The following is a 20,094-nucleotide window of genomic DNA, read 5'->3' as shown; positions in this document are numbered from 1 at the left end:
GAGGAGTCGTCCCGTGCAAGCCTCCCCCTCCCCCGCCGGCCGGGCCCTCGGCCGGCTCGGCCCGGCCCTGGGCGCGGCCGGTGCCGTCCTCGCGCTCTGGTACCTGCTCGCCCGGTCCGGGGCGGTGGCCCCGGGACTGCTGCCCTCCCCCGCCGACACCGCGGCGGCCCTCGGGGACAGTGCCCGCGAGGGGACCCTGGCCACCGACCTCGGCGCCAGCCTGACCCGCGCGGGGCAGGGTTTCGCGCTGGGGGCGGTGACCGGTGGCGCCCTCGGCTTCGCGACGGGGTACCTTCCCCGGCTGTCGGCCGCCGTCACGCCGGTGGTCTCCTTCCTCCGCCCGATCCCGGCCGTCGCGCTGGTGCCGCTGGCGACCGCCTGGTTCGGCATCGGCGAGAACGCCAAGCGGCTGCTGATCGCCTACGCCGTCCTCCTCGCGGTCTGGCTCTACGTGCACGACGGGGTGTCGCGGGTACCGGTGTCGCACCTGCGGGCCGCCCGGTCGCTGGGGGCGCCCCTGCACCGGCGGTTCACCGAGGTCCTGCTGCCCGCCGCGGCGCCCGCGCTGCTGGCCGCCCTGCGCTACGGGGCCTCGGTGGCCCTGCTGGCACTGGTCGCCGCCGAACTGGGCGGCGCGGACAGCGGTTTGGCGTACCGGCTGCAGGTGGACGGCCAGTTCCTGCGGGTGGACCGGATGTTCGCGGGGCTGCTGGTCCTCGGGCTGCTGGGCGTGGCCGCCGACCTGCTGCTGGCCGCCGTCGGGCGTCGCTGGGTGCACTGGAGCGCGTCATGAGCCTGGAGGTACGGCTGGAGGGGCTGTCGGTCGGGTACGGGGCCGCGCCGGTGCTGCGGCCGACGGACCTGGTGTTCCCTGCGGGGTCGTTCACGGCGCTGCTCGGGCCGAGCGGCTGCGGGAAGTCCACGGTGCTGAACACGGTCGCCGGTTTCGTGCGGCCCGCGACGGGACGGGTGACGGCCGGCGGTACGGAGGTGACGGGGCCGGGCCCGGACCGGGGCGTGGTCTTCCAGCACTACGCGCTCTTCCCCTGGCGCACGGCCCGCGGCAACGTCGAGTTCGCCCTCAAACGGCTCGGACTGCCGCGTGCGCGCCGGCGCGAACTGGCCCTGGCCGCGCTCGCGGAGGTCGGGCTGGCGGACGGTGCCGAGAAGTACCCGGCGCAGCTGTCCGGCGGGATGCAGCAGCGGGTGGCGCTGGCGCGGGCGCTGGCCGCGCGGCCGGAGGTGCTGCTGATGGACGAGCCGTTCGGGGCCCTGGACGCGCTGACGCGGACGCGGATGCAGGCGCTGCTGCGCGAGCTGTGGGAGCGCAGCGGCACCACCGTGCTGTTCGTGACGCACGACATCGACGAGGCGCTCGCCCTGGCCGGGCGGGTGGTGGTCCTCGGAGGTTCCCCGGGCCGGGTCCTCGCGGACCACCCGGTCCCTGCGGGCCCCCCGGACCCGGCCCTGCGCGAGAGCGTCGCGGCCCACCTCACCACCCCCTGAACCCCCGATCCCCCATCCCCCATCCCCGGAAGGAACCCACCATGCCCAGACCCCGCGCGCTGGCCGTCGTACTGCTGGCCGCGCTGTTCCCGCTCCTCGCCACCGCCTGCGCCGACGCCGACGGCGGGGCCGGGGGCGGCGGCGGACGGCGCGCCGTGACCCTGGCCGGAAGCGACCAGCTGGCCGCCGCGCCCGTCTACCTCGCCCAGGAGCGCTCGCTCTGGGCCGCCGAGGGCCTCGACGCCACCCTGACCACCCTGCCCACCGGCCGCGACGCACTGAACGCCGTCCTCGGCGGCCAGGCCCGGTTCGGGGTCGTGGGCGACCTGCCCGCGGTCACGGCCGCGCTCGGCGGGCGCGACGTGCGGATCGTGGCCGACCTGTCCCGCTTCTCGGACTGGCGCCTGCTCACCCGCACCGACCGCTCCGTCACCGGTTTCGGCGCGCTCAAGGGCCTCAAGGTCGGGGTCCCGCAGGGCACGAACGTCGAGTACGCCCTGTCCCGGATGCTCGCCTCCGCCGGGCTGACCTTGGCGGACGTGACGGTGGTCAACCTGGCCCCGAACCAGGTCGCCCCCGCCCTCGCCCGCGGCGACGTCGACGCCGGCGTCACCTTCCCCAGCTTCTACGACGCCGCCCGCACCGCCCTCGGCGCCCGTTACGCCGAGCTCCCCTTCACCGGCTACACCGCCCACACCCTCCTCGTCGCGGGCCCCTCGGCGGGCGACGAGGAGACCACCGCCGTCCTGCGCACGGTGCTCGGCGCGCAGCGCGCCGCCGCCGCCGATCCGGCCGCGGCGCGGGCGGCCGTGGTGGCCCAGTCCAAGGGCGCGCTCCAGGCCGGGTACGTCGACGCCTTCCAGCCCCGCTACGCCTACGGGGCGAGCCTGACGCCCGAGCTGCTCGCCGATCTGTCGGACGAGGCCGCCTGGGCCAAGGCCGCCCGGTCCCTGCCGGGCGCCGCCGACCGGTCCGCGCTGTCGGCCCGGCTGCGGCCCGGCCCCCTGCGGGCGGCCGATCCGGCGGCCGTCACGGTCACCACCCCCTGAACCGGCCCCCGTACGACCCACCCCACCCACCCCACCCACCCAGGGAGGACCCTCCATGAGCGTCGACCAGAACACCCTGCGCCGCCGCGGCACCGGCCTGCGCGCCCACGATCCGCGGCGCAGCTTCGGCGGCTACACCCTCTACACCCCGATCACCGGTGACGGCCGGATCCACCTCGTCGGCATCGACGGCGAGCCCGCCCACACCTGGAACTCCCCGCACCCGCCCGGCCGTCAGGCCCAGCTGCTCCCGGGAGGCACCCTCTTCTACGCGGCCAAGGACACCGGCGGCCCGAGCCTCTTCCCCATCTGGGACGTCTACCACGGCGGCATCTTCCAGGAACTCGCCCCGGACTCCACCGTGCTGCGCGAGGTCCGCCACCCCTTCCACCACCACGACGCCTCCGTCCTGCGCAACGGCAACCTGCTGATCACCGTCGTGGAGCCGCTGTCCCCGGCGGACGCGGCCCGGATCCGCGGCGGCATCCCCGGCTCGGAGGCACCGGGCGGGGTGATCTACGGGGACGTGGTGTACGAGCTGACCTGGGAGGGCGAGACGGTCTGGCGCTGGGCGGCGATCGAGCACCTCGACCCGGAGGAGGTACCGCTCAACCCGCACTTCGCCCGCGAGCACTGGCCGATGGCCAACACCGTCAACGAACTCGCCGACGGCGGCATCGTCGTGGGCTTCCGCAGCGCGTCGACGACGGTGGCCGTGGACCGCGCCGACGGCTCCGTGCGCTGGCGGATAGGCCCCGACGTCCTCGCGCAGCAGCACCACCCGCACGAGCTGCCGGGCGGCACCATTCTGGTGTTCGACAACGGGACCTACCGCGACACGACGTCCGTGCCGTACTCGCGGGTGCTGGAGCTCGACCCGACGACGGGCGAGCAGGTGTGGTCGTACGAGGACAATCCGCCGCAGAACTTCTACAGCCCGTACATGTCCAGCGCCCAGCGCCTGCCCAACGGCAACACGTTCATCGCCGAGGGTTCCTTCGGGCGGCTCTTCGAGGTGACCCCCGAGGGGGACGTGGTCTGGGAGTTCGTCGTGCCGGAGTTCGGCTCGTTCAGCCGCGGCACCGGCCTGGAGTCCTCGCGCGGCGCGCAGAACTCCGTCTTCCGCGCCTACCGGTACGGGGCGGAGCAGATCCCCTGGCTCTGACGCGCGGCAGGGCCCGGCCCGCCCCCGTACGACCGGGGGCGGGCCGGGCCCGTACGGCTCGTCGCGTCAGTTGTTGGAACCGACGGTGTTGTCCTTGCCCGCGTTGAAGATGTCGTCGGCGGCGAACTGGAACCAGTCGCCGAAGACGAGGTTGTACTGGCTGCCTTCCGGGACGGTCACGTTCACGTCGGCGCTCGCGGCGCCCGCGCCGGCGAGCACGATGGCGGCGGTGGCGAGGACGGCGAATGCGGAACGGACAGATCGCATGGATGCACCTTTCGGGAAGAAGCGGAACAGTCCCCGAAGGTAGGGCGGGGGGCTCCCGCTGTCCGGGCGGCGTTCCGCGTCGCGCCGACTCCAATCCGAATGGCCGATACGCCTGCTCCCCGACGGCCCACCGGACGCCGCGATTCCGTCAGCACTTTTCGGCCATGCCCGCAGAGGGGTCCCTCCGGAGGTGGCCGGAAGCCGACGGACGGAGATGAACAACGCCCTACGGGCTGGTAACTTGCGCGAGTTGATCAAGGCTGGGGCCCGATTCCCGGTGCCGTCCGGCCTGAGCCACCCCCATCCAAGGAACCACATTGGCACGCACCGTCCGCACGACGGCCCTCACGCTCGCGCTCTCCCTCTCCTCCTTCGCCCTGCTGTCCGCCGCCCCGGCGTACGCCGACTCCCCCACCCCGCACCTGGACGCGGTGGAGCAGACCCTGCGCCAGGTCTCCCCCGGCCTGGAGGGCTCGGTCTGGGAGCGCACCGCCGGCAACCGCCTCGGCGCCTCCGCCCCCGGCGGTTCCGACTGGCTGCTGCAGAGCCCCGGCTGCTGGGGCGACCCGGCCTGCACCGAGCGCCCCGGCTCCCGCCGGCTGCTGGAGAAGATGCGCGAGGACATCGCGCAGGCGCGGCAGAGCGTGGACATATCCACCCTGGCCCCCTTCCCCAACGGCGGGTTCCAGGACGCGATCGTGGCCGGTCTGAAGGAGGCGGCGCAGAAGGGCAACCGGCTCCAGGTGCGCATCCTGGTCGGTGCCGCGCCGATCTACCACGCCAATGTGATCCCGTCCTCGTACCGCGACGAGATGGTGGCCAAGCTGGGGCCCGCGGCGGCGAACATCACGCTGAACGTGGCGTCGATGACGACCTCGAAGACCGGCTTCTCCTGGAACCACTCCAAGCTGGTGGTGGTGGACGGCGGTTCGGTGATCACCGGTGGCATCAACAGCTGGAAGGACGACTACCTCGACACCGCCCACCCGGTGAACGACGTCGATCTCGCGCTGTCCGGTCCGGCGGCGGGCTCGGCCGGCCGCTACCTCGACACCCTGTGGGACTGGACCTGCCGCAACAAGAGCAGCTGGGCCAGCGTCTGGTTCGCGTCCTCCAACAACGCGGGCTGCATGCCCACCCTGCCCCGCCCCGCGGCCCCGACGGGCGGCGGGGACGTCCCGGCCCTGGCGGTCGGCGGCCTCGGCGTCGGCATCCGGCAGAGCGACCCGACCTCGGCGTTCAAGCCCGTCCTGCCGACGGCCCCCGACACCAAGTGCGTCATCGGGGTGCACGACAACACCAACGCCGACCGGGACTACGACACGGTCAACCCGGAGGAGAGCGCGCTGCGGGCGCTGGTCGCGAGCGCGACCGGGCACATCGAGATCTCCCAGCAGGACCTGAACGCGACCTGCCCGCCGCTGCCCCGCTACGACATCCGGCTCTACGACGCCCTCGCCGCGAAGCTGGCGGCCGGGGTGAAGGTGCGCATCGTCGTCAGCGACCCGGCGAACCGGGGCGCGGTCGGCAGTGACGGCTACTCCCAGATCAAGTCGCTGTCCGAGGTGAGCGACGTCCTGCGGGGCCGCCTCCAGGCCCTGACCGGCGACGCGGGCCGGGCGAAGGCCGCGATGTGCGACGGTCTGCAGCTGGCGACGTTCCGCGCCTCCGACAAGGCGACGTGGGCGGACGGCAAGCCGTACGCCCAGCACCACAAGCTGGTCTCGGTGGACGACTCGGCCTTCTACATCGGCTCGAAGAACCTGTACCCGTCCTGGCTCCAGGACTTCGGCTACGTCGTCGAGAGCCCGGCCGCCGCGAAGCAGCTGGCGGACGGCCTGCTCGCCTCCCAGTGGAAGTACTCGCAGGCGACCGCCACGTACGACTACGCGCGCGGCATCTGCCAGGGCTGACGCCCGGCGGCGGGGCGCCCCGGGTCAGCGCTTGCGCTGGGCCGGGGTTCCCACGAGGAGCGCCTCGGAGACGAGGCGGACGCCCCGGGAGAGGCGGCCGAGCTGTTCGAGCTCGATGGCGTACATCCTGATCGTGTTCTCGATCACGGACTCGGCGACCCCCATCATCGGCAGCTCGGCCCGGCTGGTGTGCAGGGCCACGCGCACCGCGCGCATCTCGTGCTGCAGCTGGAGCTGGACGTGGCGGGCGAGCAGGGCGTGGTGACGGGTCAGCGTCAGGTAGCTGCCGTAGCGGGCCGGGAGCAGGTCCCGCAGCCAGCGGGTGGCGCTGCGCTCCCAGTCGTGCGAGCCGGGGGACTTCACCTGGAGGGGCCAGTCCGGGCTGCGCGTGAGGGTGGCCGTCTGGGACATTCTCGTCACTTCCGAGTGGTGGTCGAAGCACTGATCGAGACACTGCGTAGGGGGGCGGCCTCGGCCCAGGGGTTGACCGAGGCCGCCAGGGGGGCGCTCCGCCGGATCCGAAAGCCCTGACCCGTCACCCGGTCGCGCCGTGAGGAGGAGCGGCGTACTGGGTGGCTGTTCGAAGAGGACGTGGGGTCGCCCTCCCTGGCATCTGGTGGATCCGGAACGCCGCCGTCAGTAAACATATATACCGTCGAGTACGCAAGGGTATGAAAAATTTCATACATGGCCGGGCGGTGAATATCCGCCTGCCGCCGGGGGTCCCCCGAGGCCTCCGCCGAGCCCGCTAGAGGAAGAATCCGTGCTGGTCAGCGACCTGCTCGTACTGTTCGAGCCGGGCCTGGGTCCGCTCGGGATCGGCGTCGGCCATCGCCTGGAGCAGGGCGGCGGAGAGCATGCCGGGAGCCGCGTACGAGTCGAAGACCAACCGGGATCCGGCGCCGGCCGTCAGCACCACGTCCGCCTCCTCCACCAGCGGGCCGAGGGTGGGGTCGGTGATCAGCACGACCCGCAGGCCGGTGCTGCGGGCCGCCCGCAGGGCCGCCAGGGTCTCGTTGGCGTGCCGGGGCATGGCGAAGGCGATCACCCAGCTGCCGCCGGCCGCCCGGGACTGGAGCAGGGCGTCGTAGGCCACGCTGCCGCCCCGGGTCACCACGCGGACGTCCGGGTGGATGCGGCGGGCGGCGTAGGCGAAGTATTCGGCGAGGGACACCGAGATCCGCAGGCCCAGGACCGTCAGCGGGACCGAGTGGGCCAGGTCCCGGCCGATCTCCAGCACCCGGTTGGTGTCGGCGAGCAGCCGGCGCACGCTTTCCAGGTTCTCGATCTCGGCGTCGACGGCGGCCTGGAGCTCGTTGTGGCGGATCTGCTCACGGCTGTCGGGGGTGCCGGCCACCGCGCTCAGCGCCATCGGCTGGAGCACCTCGCGCAGCGCGGGATAGCCGCTGAATCCGAGCGCGGCGGCGAAACGGGTCACGGAGGGCTGGCTGACCCCGACGCGTTCGGCGAGCTCGGTGATGGAGAGGAACGCGGCCTCGGTGAGGTGGTCGATCAGGTACTGGGCGATCCGCCGCTGGCCCGGGGACAGCCGGTGGCCGTCGAAGAGCGCGAGCAGCCGGTCGGCCGGCGGCTTCTCCCGCTCCTGCGGGACCGTGCCCGGCGTGATCGCGGCCGCCTGTGCGCGCGCCTGCTGCCCCGATGACACCGGAGGGCCTCCTTCTCACGTCACTCGCCTTCCAACATAGCCCACGCTCCGTGGCCGGTTGATCATTGTGCCGTGCGGGGCCGTCCCGTCCTGCGGACTGGACGGCCCCCTCTCCCTCCGGTCCCGTCAGGCCTCGGACCGGGGCCGTCCGGGCCGGCCCGAGCCCCGGGTCAGGGAGTACCCGTAGATGCCCGCGAGGGCGCCGAGGATCCCTCCGGCGGCGGTCCACAGCCACCGGTCGGACCACCAGCCGCCGGACCAGCCGTCCTCGGGCGCGCGCGCCGCGCGCTGCTGCTCGGAGGCGCCCGTGATGCCCGGGACCAGGGGTTCGGCCAGGGCCGCGTCCACCGCTGCGGCGCCGCCCATCTCCTTGATCTCGGCCTCGACCTGGGCCCGTACGGGCAGGCCCAGGTCCTCCTCGGGCAGCCCGGCCACCGTCAGGCGGACGTAGTAGCTGCCCGGCAGGGGATCGTTGGACCAGGCCTCGGCCCCGGAGCGGACCGTGCGCAGCACGCAGTCGAGCTCCACGGTGGAGGCCTCCCGGGCCGCCGCGGCGGTCTGGGTTCCGTAGGTGCAGGCCTGTCGGCGGCGCAGCCCGTCGTAGACGTCGAGGCGCCAGGTGGAGGCGCCGTGCCGGGCGGCGGACTCCGGGAGGGTCACCGCAGCCCGTACGGTGGCCCGTTGGCCCGCGTCCACGGGCAGGACCCAGTACAGGTAGTCGCCGGTGGAGCCGGCGGCGGTGGCCTTCTGGCCCGGACGGAACGCGGTCGCCGTGCGGAAGCCTGTGCCGGCCTCGGTGGGACCCTCACCCTTCTGGCCGGCGCTCGGCGTGGGGCTCGGGGCGGCGGTGGCGGCGGACGCCGGGGCGAGGAGGGCGGCCCCCGCCAGCAGGGCGGCCGTCAGGGTGCGTACGGTACGCATCAGTTGGTCCTCCAGACGGAGATGCGCCAGCGCGAGATCCAGCCCCAGACCAGCCCCGCGAGCAGACCGGTGAGCACCAGCAGGCCCAGCAGCCACCAGCCCCGGCCGAGGCCGAAGGAGGCCACGTCGGAGGGCTCGTCCGGGCCGTCGACCAGGTCGATGGTCAGCTCGACGGGCATGCCGGGCGCGGTCTTGACGGCCGGACCGGCGGAGAAGGAGTTGCTGACCTGGAGGCAGACGGTCTCCGGGGTCTTCGAGGCGTCCCCGTCCAGGGGTGCCTTCGGGTAGCGCAGGCCGGTCGAGACGACATCGGTGCGGCCGTCGCCGGCCTCGGAACCCCGGACGATCTCCCGCCCGTGGACGGTGGACGCGCGCAGCAGGACGCCGTAGTCGTTGTTGACGGCGCGGTCGGCGCCGATGCTGACCGAGGCGCGCAGTTCCTGTCCGGGGCGGACGTCGACGCGGTACCAGCGGTGCTCGCCGAAGGTCTCGCGGTCGCTGTAGAGGCCGGCCTTCAGCTGCGGGGCGCCTTCGCACTGCTTGGCGCCCTCGGTGGCCACCGGGGTGACCACCGGGTCGGCGGCCCGGTCGACCAGTTGTCTGACCCTGCCGGAGAGTTCGGCGGTGTGCGCCACCGAGGTGTACGTGCCGCCGGTGGCCTCCGCGATGCAGGTGAGCTGGGCGCGGGTCTTGGCGTCGGGGACGAGGCCGAGGGTGTCGACGACGAGGTGGATGCCCTTGGCCGCGATGTCGCGGGCCACTTCGCACGGGTCGAGCGGGGCGCAGGTGTCCTCGCCGTCGGTGATGAGCACGATGCGGCGGGTGGCGTTGCCCCCGTCGAGGTCCTGGGCGGCGGCCTGCAGGGCGGGGCCGATCGGCGTCCAGCCGGTGGGGGCGAGGGTGGCGACGGCGGTCTTCGCCTCGGTGCGGTTGACCGTGCCGACGGGGTAGAGCTGCTTGGTGTCCTTGCAGCCCAGCGCCCGGTCGTCACCGGGGTAGGTGGCCCCCAGGGTCCTTATGCCGAGCCGGACTTCGTCGGGCACCGCGTCCAGGACCTCGTTGAAGGCCTGCTTGGCGGCGGCCATCCGGGACTGGCCGTCGATGTCGGTCGCGCGCATCGATCCGCTGACGTCGAGCACCAGCTCGACCTTGGGGGGCTCTTTCGCGGGTCCGTCGGCGGCGACGGCGTTCGTGGGCAGGAGCCCCGCGGTCAAGGCGACGAACAGGCCGCAGGCCCCGGCCGCCAGCCGTTTTCTTGTGATCATCGCCGGATCGTATTGAGGATCCGACGGCAAACCAAAACGTCCCCCGGCGGGCGGCGTTCACCCGTGGGGCGGCCCGGTACGGCGGTCGGGCCGCCCCCGGCCGCCGGTACGGGACGCGGGCTACCAGCGCACCGGGAGGCTTCTCACCCCGCGCATCAGGCTGCCGGGCAGCCACTGGCGGGGTCCGGCCGCCGGGTCCTCGGCCAGCCCGGGGAAGCGCTCCAGCAGGCCGCGCACCGCGATCCTGCCCTCCATGCGGGCCAACGGGGCGCCGATGCAGAAGTGCAGCCCGTGTCCGAAGGCGAGGTGGCCCTGCGGGGCCCGGTGGATGTCGAAGACGTCCGGGTCGGCGAAGCGGCCGGGGTCGCGGTCGGCCCCGGCCAGCGAGGCGAGCACGATGGACCCGGCGGGTATGACCACACCGCCGAGCTGCACGTCGGTGGCGGCGTAGCGGTAGGTGGAGTTCTGGACGGGGCCGTCGTAGCGGAGCATCTCCTCCACCGCCGCGTCGAGCAGTTTGTCCGGGTCGGCGCGCAGCTCGGCCAGCTGGGCGGGGTGGGCCAGCAGGGCGCGGACGCCGTTCGAGATGAGGTTGACGGTGGTCTCGTGGCCGGCGACCAGCAGCAGGAAGGCCATCCCGATCAGCTCGTCGGGCGAGAGCGAGTCGCCGTCCTCGTCGCGGGTCCGGATCAGAGCGCTGAACAGGTCGTCGCCCGGGTGGGCGGCCTTCCGCGCGACGAGCTCCGCGAGGTAACCGCTCAACTGCCGGTGCGCCTCGTTGCCGACGGTGCCCGGCAGCGGGGTGACGACCGCGTTCGACCAGTGGCGGAAGCGGTCGCGGTCGAGGTCGGGGACGCCGAGGAGCTCGCAGATCACCGTCATCGGCAAGGGGAAGGCCAGGTCCCGGACCAGGTCGGCGGTGCGCTCGGGGCGGGCGGCCATGGCGTCGAGGAGCTCGCCGGTGGTCCGTTCGACGAGCGGGCGCATCGTCTGGACCCGGCGGCCGGTGAACTCGCGGGCCACCAGGCGGCGCAGCCGGGTGTGCTGGGGCGGATCGGACTCCAGCATGTTGGAGTTGGCCGCGGTGGGCTCGATGCCGGGGAACGTCCCGGCGCTGCGCCAGTCCTTCAGCAGGGACGGGTGGCTCAGGGCCTGGCGGGCCTCCTCGTACCCGACGACGATCCAGCAGGGGCTGTCGTCGGGGGAGCCGCCGCCGACCCGGTGGACCGGTCCGGCCGCGCGCAGCGCCGCGTAGAAGGAGTAGGGGTCGGCGGCGAAGTCCTCGGCGCCGGAGCTGATGTCGACCACGGGCATCTGTTCACGGTACGACGGCCGACGCCCCCCGGAGACGGGCGGATCCGGCCACTTGTCGCGCGTGTGGCCGGTCCGCCGCGGCTCAGCCGTCCAGTCCTTCGGGCAGGCGGCCGGTGTGCAGCACGCCCAGGTGCTGGGTGGCGCGGGTGAGTGCCACGTAGAGGTCGCTGGGCGGGAAGCCGGCCGGCTCGGCCACGATCACCGTGTCGAACTCCAGCCCCTTGGCCTGGCGCGGGTCGAGCAGCACGACGGGCCGGGTGAGGTCGGGCTCCTCTCCGGCCCGTACGCCGGGCAGGGCCGCGGCCAGCGCGGGGTGCAGGGGGCGGGGTGCGATCACCGCGAGGCGGCCCTCGGCCGGGGCGTCGGCGCGGACGGCCTCGGCGACGGCCCCCGGCAGGTCCCCGGTCCCGCGCACCCAGGGGCGCACGCCGGTGGAGCGCACCGAGCTCGGCGGTTCGAAGCCGGGGTGGTGGGCGCGCAGGACGGCGGCGGCGACCTCCATGATCTCGGCGGGCGTACGGTAGTTGACGGCGAGCCGGACGCGTTCCCAGCGGTCGCCGACGTACGGGTCCAGGATCTGGTGCCAGGAGCCGCAGCCCGCCTCGTCGCCGGTCTGGGCCGGGTCTCCGACGAGGGTCATGGAGCGGGTGGGGCAGCGGCGCATCAGCAGGCGCCAGGCCATCTCGGACAGCTCCTGCGCCTCGTCGACGATCACGTGCCCGAAGGCCCAGGTGCGGTCGGCGGCGGCGCGTTCGGCCGTGGTGCGGCGGTCGGCCTCCTCGTGGCGCTCGGCCATCCGTTCCGCGTCGATGATGTCGTGGGCGGCGAGGTATTCGTTCTCCATGTCCTCGAACTCGTAGGACTCGGAGCCCTGGGAGAGGTCCAGGACGCCCTGGGCGTAGTCGATGCGCTCCAGCCGGGCCCGCTCGGCGGCGGCGCGTTCGGCGCTGTCGTCGGTCCCGAGCAGTTCCGCGGCCTCGTCGAGGAGCGGGACGTCGGCCGGGGTCCACTCCCCCGCGGGCCGGCGGATCAGGTCGGCGTCCGCCTCGGCGAGGTGGGAGGGTTCGGCGAGGAACTCGGTGACCAGCTGCTCCGGGGTGAGCGGCGGCCAGAGGCTGTCGATGGCGGCGTGCACGTCGGCGCTGGTGGCGATCTCCTTGCCGAGTTGGGCCGCGTCGTCGGGGCCGAGCAGGTTGGGGCCGCCGTAGGGGTCGGCGCCGAGCCGGTCGACGAGCTGCGCGGTGAGGGCGTCGATGACGGCGAACGCGAAGTAGGGGCGGGCCAGGTTGTGCGGCAGGGCGGTGGCGCGGGCCCGGTCGCGCGCGGCGTGGGCCATGGTCCGGTCGAGCAGGAGCGTCCCGTAGTCCTCGTGGTCGATCTCCAGGGCCGGCTCCGGCACCGTGTCGCTGTCCTCGCCGCTGCCCGCGGGCACTCCCTCGGGGAGGGTCTGGCGGTCGGCGACTACCCGGGCGAGGACTTCCGCCATGGCGGCACGGCCCTTGACCTCGGCGGCTCCGGGGCGGTCGGTGCCGGTGGCGCGCACGCCGGGGAAGAGGTCGCCCGGGGAGGACAGGAGCACCCCGGTCTCGCCGAGGGAGGGCAGCACCTCGCCGATGTAGCCGAGGAAGGCGGGGTTCGGGCCGACGATCAGTACGCCGCGCCGGGCGAGGAGCTCGCGGTGCGCGTACAGGAGGAAGGCGGCACGGTGCAGGGCGACGGCGGTCTTGCCGGTGCCGGGGCCGCCCTCGACGACCAGGACGCCGCGGTGGGAGGAGCGGATGATCCCGTCCTGTTCGGCCTGGATGGTCTGCACGATGTCGTGCATGCGGCCGGTGCGGGCGGCGTCGAGGGCGGCGAGCAGCACGGCGTCCGCGTCGGCGCCCTCGTAACCGGTGCGTTCGGTGTCGGCGAGGTCGAGGATCTCGTCGTGCAGGGCGGTCACCTCCCGCCCCAGGGTGGTGATGTGCCGGCGGCGGCGCAGCCCCATCGGGACGTACCCGGTGGCGAGATAGAACGGGCGGGCCGTTTCGGCGCGCCAGTCGAGTACGAGGGGTGTGCGTTCGGCGTCGTCCTGCCTGATTCCGATCCGGCCGATGTGGTGGTCCCGGCCGTCCGAGAATTCCAGCCGGCCGAAACAGAGACCGTGTTCGGCGGCGTTCAGCGCGGCGAGGAGACCGGACTGTTCGGCGACGGCAACGTCGCGCTCCAGCCGTTCCTGAAATCCGTTGCCGCCCTGGCGCAGCGCCGCCCGGACGGCGCGATCGGCCCGGTCCCGCAGATCTTCGAGGCGCGCGTACAGCTCGGTGACGAATCGCTGCTCACTCTGAAATGCGATGTTTGACAATTCCACTCCCGGCGCGATACGATGCCTCTACACAGCATAGCTACGCCCTCAATCAACAGGGCGTGAACTATTGAATATACGCGAATGCATGCCCCGGACGCCAATTCGTCCGGGGCATTTCCTGTATTCCGGGGCAGGTGCGTCGCGGGGATGTCCACCCGGGGCCGGAGCGGCTCGCGGCCGTCCGGGACTGCCGGCCCGAGGTCGGCCGGGTCCAGGTTTCGAGGTCTGCGAAGGCGGCCGTGAAGTTCCCCGGCATCGGGCGCAGGTGCTCCTCGTCCAGCGCGACCAGGCCGTCGGCGTGCGCACCGCCGGGGACCGTGATGTAGCGGTGCAGGGCGCCGCGTCCGGAGTCGGTGACCATGCGGTGGTAGACGTCGCCGAAGGCGGTCTGCGGGGTGAGGGCGTCGAGCGCGGGCGGCAGGGTCTTGAGCAGACCACCGTCGGTGGTGAAGGTGAGGGCGTTCCAGTCCAGCCCCCCGGTGTACAGGTCCGGGCGGTGTTCGAGCTGCCGGCGGACGGGGTGGCCGCCCGCGGACAGGCCCGCGGCGTAGGTGAAGCGCGGGGTGCGGCCGTAGTGCCGGTCGGTCACCTTCTCGGCGGCGACGGTGATTTCGGTGAACCTGCGGTGCCATTCCATGATGGCGTCGCCGGGACGTTCCCCGTCCTTGTAGATCTCCTCGCCGGTGTTCCCCTTGTCGGTGGCGGCGTAGGCGTATCCCTTCGCGAGGATCTGGTCGCTGATGATCCGGTCGTCGGCGTACTGCTCGCGCAGCCCCGGCGGCCCGGCGACGACGAGCCCGCCGTTCCAGTGGTCGGGCAGCCGGATCACGAACTGACTGTCGTGGTTCCAGTGGTGGTTGGTGTTGGTCGTGGAGGTATCGGGGAAGTAGCCGTCGATCTGGACCCCGGGGACCCCGGACGGGGTCGTGGTGCCGGAGGCCTCCAGACCCGCCCAGTCGACGGGGTCGGTGTGCCCGGTGGGGACCGTGCCCGTCGTGCTCAGGTCGGCGAGACGGGCGGAGACGGTGTACTCGGCACCCGGGACCCGTACGCCGTCGGGGGCCCGTCCGGGCGGCCGCCGGGGCCGTCAGCAGGCCGCCCTGTACGCCCGGGACAACGGGCTGCTCTGAACCGGTCCGAGGAGGAGAACGGGCACCGCGCGCGGGCGGCGTCCCGTCGGTGATCCCGGGAAACAGCGGTCCCGGGGAAACACACTCGCGCGGTATGAGGTGATTCATCCCGGTTCTTCTACCATGGGCCGTCCCGACCCGGCGGTTGCCCACCGAGGAGACGCATGCCCCGAGCAGCACACCGGTCCGCCGTACGATCCGCCGTCCTGTCCGCGGGCGTCCTCGTCTCCGCGCTGGCCGTGGCGGCCTCGGCCGCCGTCCCTGCCGCGGCCGCCGCCTCCGGGCCGCTCCGGCCCCCGGCGCACGACGGCGGCCGCGGGGACGCGCACCACGGCGGGCCGGCCCCGGCCGGAGCGGCTCCCGCCGCGGCCGACCCCGGCGAAGCGGCCCTGATCGGCGAGGAGCACGCACGGGCCCACGCGGGGCGGCGCCGGGCCGCCCGGGACGCCGGCGGCTACCCGCAGGCCACCCGTACGGCGAGCCTGGCCGCTCTGACGGACTCCCAGGCCCGCGCCAACGCCGCTTTCCCGGCCGCCCGGTTCGGCCGGTTCGCCGAGTTCTTCCCCTCCCCCGACTTCGGTGTCCACGTCGCCCAGCTCCCCACCGGCAAGGTGCTGCTGTTCTCCTTCGAACGGATCGAGACCGACCCCACCAAGGAGACCGGCCCCACCGACCGGCTCGGACGGACCAACGCCGGCCGCGCCTTCCTCTGGGACCCGGCCCGCGGAACGGGCGCGCGGGCCTTCAAGGAGGTCCGGCCGCCGACCGTCCTGATCCCGGACGGCACCCACTCCCCGCGCCCCGCTCCGTTCTTCTGTGCCGGACACGCCTTCCTGCCCAACGGGATGGTCGCCGTGTTCGGCGGCAACAACGGCGGCAAGGGGGGCAGCGGCGCCCGCCTCTCCTTCGTGTTCGACCCCTGGACCGAGAACTGGTACCGCAACCGGGACATGTCCGTGGGCCGCTGGTACCCCTCGGTGGTCACCGGCGCGGACGGCCGCCAGATCATCATGTCGGGCCAGTCCGAGCGCGGTACGGGCACCCCCACCCCGGTGGTGGAGCGGTTCCCGGCGAAGCGGCTGCCCGTCCCCTGGCGCCCGTACGACATCCCCCTCGACATCGCCTCGGAACGCTTCGGCGCGGACGCGCCCTTCCGCAACGACTACCCGCACCTCTTCTCCCTGCGCGACGGCATGATCTACGGCCTGGGCCGCGACGCCGACCAGCAATGGCTGTTCGACCCCGTCAAGGAGACCCGCCGCGACCTCCCCCGGCGTCCGGCCGACTTCCGCGGGTACGGATCCGCCGTACCGCTCCCGGCCGGCCTGCGCGGCCCCGACTCCATCCTGGTCCTCGGCGGCGACCCGCTCGACCCGAACACGTACAGGCTGTCGGGGGCGGGGTGGACCACCGAGGAGCCCCGGGCCTTCGGCCGCACCCAGGACGACACCCTGATCCTGCCCGACGCCACCCTGCTCACCGTCAACGGCGCCCTGAGCACCCGGGACTACGGCAACGGCCCCTTCAACCCGAAGGCCGACCTCAAGTACCGGCAGACCGAACTGCGCGGCGCGGACGGCCGCTGGCGGCTGGGCCCCGCCCAGCGGCTGCCGCGCGGCTACCACTCCAACGCCCTGGTCATGCCGGACGGCCGGGTCATGGTGACCGGTGACGAGCTCCAGCAGATCGCCAACGACCCCGACATCCGCGACGCGATGGACGGCAGCATCGAGCTCTACGAGCCCGCGTACCTGCACCGGGGTCCCCGGCCCGCCCTCGACCGGGCCCCGGGCGGCGAGCTCCCCCACGGCGCGGCCTTCGAGGTGCGCAGCTCCACCGCGTCCGCCGTGCGACGGGCCGTCCTGCTGGCGCCGACCACGGTCACCCACGCGGTGAACACCAGCCAGCGCCACCTGGAGCTGCCGGTCAGCGGGGTGCGCGGCGACACGATCACCCTGCGCACGCCGGCCACGCCGGCCGACGCGCCGCCCGGGTACTACATGCTCTTCCTCCTGGACGGCCGGGGCGTCCCCAGTACGGCGAAGTGGCTGAAGCTCGGGGTCCGCTAGCGGACCGGACTCCGCTCAGACCTCCGCGGGCGGTTCGACGCGGGAGAGCCAGGCGGTGAGGAGCACCTCCAGTCCGGCGGCCTCGGCGGGGGTCAGCGCGTCGAGGAGGGCGCGTTCGTTGCGGATGTGGTCGGCGAAGGCGCGGTCGATCACCTCGCGGCCCCCCGGGGTGAGGGCGACCACGCGGCCGCGGCCGTCGACGGCCGACCGGCGGCGGGTGACCAGCCCGTCCCGTTCGAGCCGGTCGATCCGCTTGGTCATGGCTCCCGTGGTGACCATCGTGTGGGCGGCCAGCTCGCCGGGCGCCCGCTCGAAGGGTTCGCCCGCCCGGCGCAGCGCGGCCAGGACGTCGAACTCGCCCTCGCCCAGGCCGTGGCGCCGGTAGACGGGGGTGAGGCGTTCGGTCAGCAGCAGGCCGAGGCGGTGCAGCCGGCCGATCACCGCCTGGGGGGCCACGTCCAGGTCGGGGCGCTCACGGGCCCACTCCGCCTGGATGCGGGCGACGTGGTCCGGCGGACCGCTCTTGATGTCTTCCATGGAAGGTACTGTACCTTCCATGGAAGCGAATCTACGGTGGTCCCTGGTCACGGCGATAGCCCCGGTGGCCTGGGGCGCCAACTACTACGTCACCCGCGCGTTCCTCCCCGACGGCCACCCCCTCTACGGATCGGCGATCCGCGCCCTGCCCGCCGGGCTGCTGCTCCTGGCCGTGAGCCGCGAGCTGCCGCGCGGCTCCTGGTGGTGGAAGTCGCTCCTGCTGGGCGTGCTCAACATGGGCGGGTTCTTCGCCCTCGTGTACGTGGCCGCGCAACGGCTGCCGAGCAGTGTGGCCGCGACGGTGATGGCGACCGGACCGCTGACCATGATGCTGATCGCCTGGCCCCTGGTGGGCGAGCGGCCGGCCTCGCGGCACCTGGCCGGGGCGGGGCTGGGGGCGGGCGGGGTGGCGCTGATGCTGTTCACGGGCAGCGTGCCCGCCGACGCGCTCGGGGTCCTGGCCGCCGCCGTCGCCATGGCCATGTCCGCGCTCGGCTACGTCCTGGCCAAACGCTGGAGCGCCGGCGCCGGGGTGCTCGCCTCGGCCTCCTGGCAGCTGCTCGGCGGCGGGCTCCTGCTGCTGCCCTTCGCCGTCGCGGTGGAGGGCGCGCCGCCGGCCGTCGACGGCCGGGCGGCGATCGGGTTCGGCTACGCGGTCCTGGTGGCGACGGCCCTCGCCTTCACCACCTGGTTCGCGGGGCTGCGGCGGCTGCCCGCGGCCACGGTCGGGCTGCTCGGGCTGCTCAATCCGGTGACGGGAGTGCTGCTGGGGCTCGCGGTGGCCGGGGAGAGCCTGACGGCGCGCCAGCTGTGCGGGCTGCTGCTGGCGGTGGCCGGCGTCTTCCTCGGCCGCCCGGGGGCCGCGGCCGCCCGGCCCGCGCGCGTCGCACGGATGGCTGTGGACGGAGCTCCCCGGCACGACAGCCCACCCGCCGGCTCGTAGCGTCGTCAGCGTCGGCGCCGGACGGCCCGGCGAGGGCGAACTCTCCTGCCGGGAGGCCGTGCCGATGCGAAGCGACGCCGCCATATCGAGCCTGCTCCGGGTCCACCGGGGCACCGCCGAACCCGAGGAACTGGCCGCGATCACCGTGGTGGTCGCCTGCCTCGCCGGCCGGGTCACGCCCTCCTGCGACCGCACCGAGCGCACCGCGCACCACCGCCAGCGTCCGCGGCCCGCGGGCCACGGATGCTGGGCGGGGTGCTGGGCCTGCCAATAGGCCCTGCCCGAGTGGTGTCAGGGGCGGCGCAGCAGCCGCGTCAGCGCGTCCGTCAGGACGGCCCGCGGGTCCGCAGCGGCCCCTTCCGAACGCCAGGCGACGAACCCGTCCGGGCGCACCAGGACCGCCCCGTCGGCCGGCACCTCGTGCAGCTCGGCCCAGTCGGCGCCGTCCGGCTGGACCAGGTCGGCGTCGGCTCCGGAGCCGATCGCGTAGGCGTCCAGGCGCACGCCCGTCTGCCGCGCCACCTCCCGCGCCGCCTCCCGCCAGGGCGTGCCCGGTCCGCTGAGCAGCACGAAGGAGCGCTCGTAGAGGTCGAGGGCGGAGATCCGCTCGCCGGCCCGGGTCAGCCACATGTGCGGGGCGCGGGTACCCACGTCGCCCCGCAGCCGCATGGTCTCGGGGATGACCGGCCGGGACGGGTCGCCGCCGAGGACCGCGCCCTCGGGGTAGCAGTAGCCCATCGCGGTGGTGAGGACCCCGCTGCCCGGACCGCCGCCCATGGTGGGGGGCGGTACGTACCCGGGGTGGCTGTGTTCGGCCGAACGGGCCGAGGCGCGCTCGCTGGTGGCCCGGGCCACGGGGAGCCGCTCCTGCTCGTAGGTGTGCAGCAGCTCCGGTCCGGCGGCGCCTTCGAGGACCGCGGCGACCTTCCAGGCGAGGTTGTGCGCGTCCTGGATGCCGGTGTTGGAGCCGAAGGCGCCGGTCGGGCACATCTCGTGGGCGGCGTCGCCCACCACGAAGACCCGGCCGACGCCGTACTGCTCCGCGACCCGTTCGGCGGCGTGCCAGGGCGCCTTGCCGCCGATCTCCACGTCCAGGTCGGGCACGCCGATCGCCGAGCGGATCTGCTCCCTGCAGCGCTCGTCGGTGAAGTCCTCCAGGGTCTCGCCCGTCTCCGGGTGCCAGGGGGCGTGGAAGACCCACTGGGTCTCGTTGTCCACCGGCAGCAGCGCCCCGTCGGCGCCCGGCTTCATCAGGTAGCAGACGATGAAGCGCAGGTCGCCCAGGACGTCGGCGAGCCGCTCCGAGCGGAAGACGATGCTCACGTTGTGGAAGAGCTCGCCGTTGCCCGTCTGGCGGATGCGCAGCGCCTCACGGACGGGGCTGCGCGGTCCGTCGGCGGCGATCAGGTAGTCGGCGCGGACGGTGAGGTGTTCGCCGGTCTCCCGGTCCTTCACCACGGCGCTCACACCGGTCTCGTCCTGGTCGAAGCTCATCAGTTCGGTGGCGAAGCGCACGTCGGCGCCCTGGGCGCGGCTCTGCGCGGCGAGTACCGGCTCGATGTTGTTCTGGCTGCACAGGCACCAGCCGGTGGGGCTGAACTTCTTGAGCGCGCCGGACGGGTCGACGGCCTTGACGAGCCACTTGTGCTCGCCGTCGACGAGCGACGACCGGGTCTGCAGGATGCCCTGATTGGCCTCCAGGGCGGAAGCTTCCTTGCGGATGGCGGGTTCGACGCCCGCCGTGCGGAACAGTTCCATCGTGCGGGCGTTGATCCCCCGGCCGCGGGGGTGGACCGAGGTACCGGCGTGCTTCTCGACCAACAGGTGCCTGATGCCGTGACGGCTCAGGAACAGCGAGGTGGACAGGCCCACGAGGGAGCCTCCCACGACGAGGACCGGTACGCGGACATCGGCATGCTCTTCCATCGGCTGCGGGCTCCTGTTTCGTGTGGGGGGCAGTGGACGCCTTATGCCCCCGATCAGGGTTCTTGCCCTGGCGAGT

18 protein-coding genes are annotated in these 20,094 nt (G+C 73.7%); 8 read left to right on the top strand and 10 right to left on the bottom strand.

The genetic code is table 11. The annotated features are described in order from the left end of the window. The first annotated feature begins 13 nt into the window (after positions 1-13). Genes OG295_RS33000 through OG295_RS32985 form a run of 4 tightly spaced genes read left to right on the top strand, consistent with a single transcriptional unit; the run spans position 14 to position 3,720 of the window. Positions 14-793, top strand: a complete 780-nt coding sequence (locus OG295_RS33000; protein WP_371680285.1) for an ABC transporter permease — start codon at positions 14-16, stop codon at positions 791-793. Continuing rightward, positions 790-1,506 (top strand): ABC transporter ATP-binding protein, encoded by a 717-nt coding sequence (locus OG295_RS32995; protein WP_359928447.1) that lies wholly within the window; start codon positions 790-792, stop codon positions 1,504-1,506. Before OG295_RS33000 ends, OG295_RS32995 begins: the two co-directional genes overlap by 4 nt. Before the next feature lie 41 nt (positions 1,507-1,547). Next, a complete protein-coding gene (locus OG295_RS32990) occupies positions 1,548-2,555 on the top strand; it encodes an ABC transporter substrate-binding protein (protein WP_371680284.1) in 1,008 nt (335 codons plus the stop codon). 55 nt (positions 2,556-2,610) lie between these two features. Continuing rightward, positions 2,611-3,720: an aryl-sulfate sulfotransferase gene (locus tag OG295_RS32985; protein ID WP_351029676.1), complete on the top strand. Its 1,110-nt coding sequence runs from the start codon at positions 2,611-2,613 to the stop codon at positions 3,718-3,720. Between the two features lie 66 nt (positions 3,721-3,786). Here OG295_RS32985 and OG295_RS32980 read toward each other — a convergent pair whose 3' ends face one another. Next, a complete protein-coding gene (locus OG295_RS32980) occupies positions 3,787-3,987 on the bottom strand; it encodes a hypothetical protein (RefSeq protein WP_030234442.1) in 201 nt (66 codons plus the stop codon). 317 nt (positions 3,988-4,304) lie between these two features. On the opposite strand from OG295_RS32980, the gene OG295_RS32975 reads away from it, so the two are divergent. Further along, on the top strand, positions 4,305-5,900 hold the full coding sequence (locus tag OG295_RS32975) for a phospholipase D-like domain-containing protein (protein ID WP_371680281.1): 1,596 nt from the start codon (positions 4,305-4,307) through the stop codon (positions 5,898-5,900). A 24-nt stretch (positions 5,901-5,924) separates the two neighbouring features. On the opposite strand, the gene OG295_RS32970 is transcribed toward OG295_RS32975, so the two are convergent. The 7 genes from OG295_RS32970 to OG295_RS32940 all read right to left on the bottom strand — a co-directional run bounded on the left by OG295_RS32970 (position 5,925) and on the right by OG295_RS32940 (position 14,242). Further along, positions 5,925-6,311, bottom strand: a complete 387-nt coding sequence (locus OG295_RS32970) for a hypothetical protein (RefSeq protein WP_285525501.1) — start codon at positions 6,309-6,311, stop codon at positions 5,925-5,927. Positions 6,312-6,648: 337 nt separating this feature from the next. Further along, positions 6,649-7,566, bottom strand: coding sequence for a MurR/RpiR family transcriptional regulator (locus OG295_RS32965; protein WP_371680280.1), 918 nt, complete (start codon positions 7,564-7,566; stop codon positions 6,649-6,651). Between the two features lie 126 nt (positions 7,567-7,692). Then, positions 7,693-8,487 carry a hypothetical protein gene (locus OG295_RS32960; protein WP_371680279.1) on the bottom strand — a complete coding sequence of 265 codons (795 nt, stop codon included), beginning with the start codon at positions 8,485-8,487 and terminating at the stop codon, positions 7,693-7,695. Next, positions 8,487-9,752, bottom strand: coding sequence for a VWA domain-containing protein (locus OG295_RS32955; RefSeq protein ID WP_371680278.1), 1,266 nt, complete (start codon positions 9,750-9,752; stop codon positions 8,487-8,489). The genes OG295_RS32960 and OG295_RS32955 overlap by 1 nt, the downstream gene beginning before the upstream one ends. A gap of 120 nt (positions 9,753-9,872) precedes the next feature. Next, a complete protein-coding gene (locus tag OG295_RS32950; protein WP_371680277.1) occupies positions 9,873-11,066 on the bottom strand; it encodes a cytochrome P450 in 1,194 nt (397 codons plus the stop codon). An 82-nt stretch (positions 11,067-11,148) separates the two neighbouring features. Beyond that, positions 11,149-13,410 carry an ATP-binding domain-containing protein gene (locus tag OG295_RS32945; protein WP_371680276.1) on the bottom strand — a complete coding sequence of 754 codons (2,262 nt, stop codon included), beginning with the start codon at positions 13,408-13,410 and terminating at the stop codon, positions 11,149-11,151. 67 nt (positions 13,411-13,477) lie between these two features. Beyond that, positions 13,478-14,242 carry a tannase/feruloyl esterase family alpha/beta hydrolase gene (locus OG295_RS32940; protein WP_371680275.1) on the bottom strand — a complete coding sequence of 255 codons (765 nt, stop codon included), beginning with the start codon at positions 14,240-14,242 and terminating at the stop codon, positions 13,478-13,480. A gap of 465 nt (positions 14,243-14,707) precedes the next feature. Here OG295_RS32940 and OG295_RS32935 point away from each other — a divergent pair, with 465 nt between their 5' ends. Next, positions 14,708-16,612, top strand: coding sequence for a galactose oxidase-like domain-containing protein (locus OG295_RS32935; protein ID WP_371680274.1), 1,905 nt, complete (start codon positions 14,708-14,710; stop codon positions 16,610-16,612). 15 nt (positions 16,613-16,627) lie between these two features. On the opposite strand, the gene OG295_RS32930 is transcribed toward OG295_RS32935, so the two are convergent. Continuing rightward, positions 16,628-17,149, bottom strand: coding sequence for a MarR family winged helix-turn-helix transcriptional regulator (locus tag OG295_RS32930; protein WP_371680273.1), 522 nt, complete (start codon positions 17,147-17,149; stop codon positions 16,628-16,630). A 19-nt stretch (positions 17,150-17,168) separates the two neighbouring features. On the opposite strand from OG295_RS32930, the gene OG295_RS32925 reads away from it, so the two are divergent. Together OG295_RS32925 and OG295_RS32920 are read left to right on the top strand one after the other, a co-directional pair. Beyond that, a complete protein-coding gene (locus OG295_RS32925) occupies positions 17,169-18,092 on the top strand; it encodes a DMT family transporter (RefSeq protein ID WP_371680272.1) in 924 nt (307 codons plus the stop codon). 64 nt (positions 18,093-18,156) lie between these two features. After that, complete coding sequence (locus tag OG295_RS32920; RefSeq protein ID WP_371680271.1) at positions 18,157-18,366, top strand: acyl-CoA carboxylase subunit epsilon; 210 nt, start codon at positions 18,157-18,159, stop codon at positions 18,364-18,366. Positions 18,367-18,383: 17 nt separating this feature from the next. Here the strand turns inward: OG295_RS32920 and OG295_RS32915 are convergent, their stop codons facing one another. Continuing rightward, positions 18,384-20,018, bottom strand: coding sequence for an FAD-dependent oxidoreductase (locus OG295_RS32915; protein WP_371680270.1), 1,635 nt, complete (start codon positions 20,016-20,018; stop codon positions 18,384-18,386). Positions 20,019-20,094 lie beyond the last annotated feature (76 nt).

The sequence above is a fragment of the Streptomyces sp. NBC_01276 genome (assembly GCF_041435355.1).
Taxonomy (GTDB): domain Bacteria; phylum Actinomycetota; class Actinomycetes; order Streptomycetales; family Streptomycetaceae; genus Streptomyces.
Note: the sequence above shows the minus strand (reverse complement) of the source record. Positions and strands in the feature narration are given on the sequence as shown.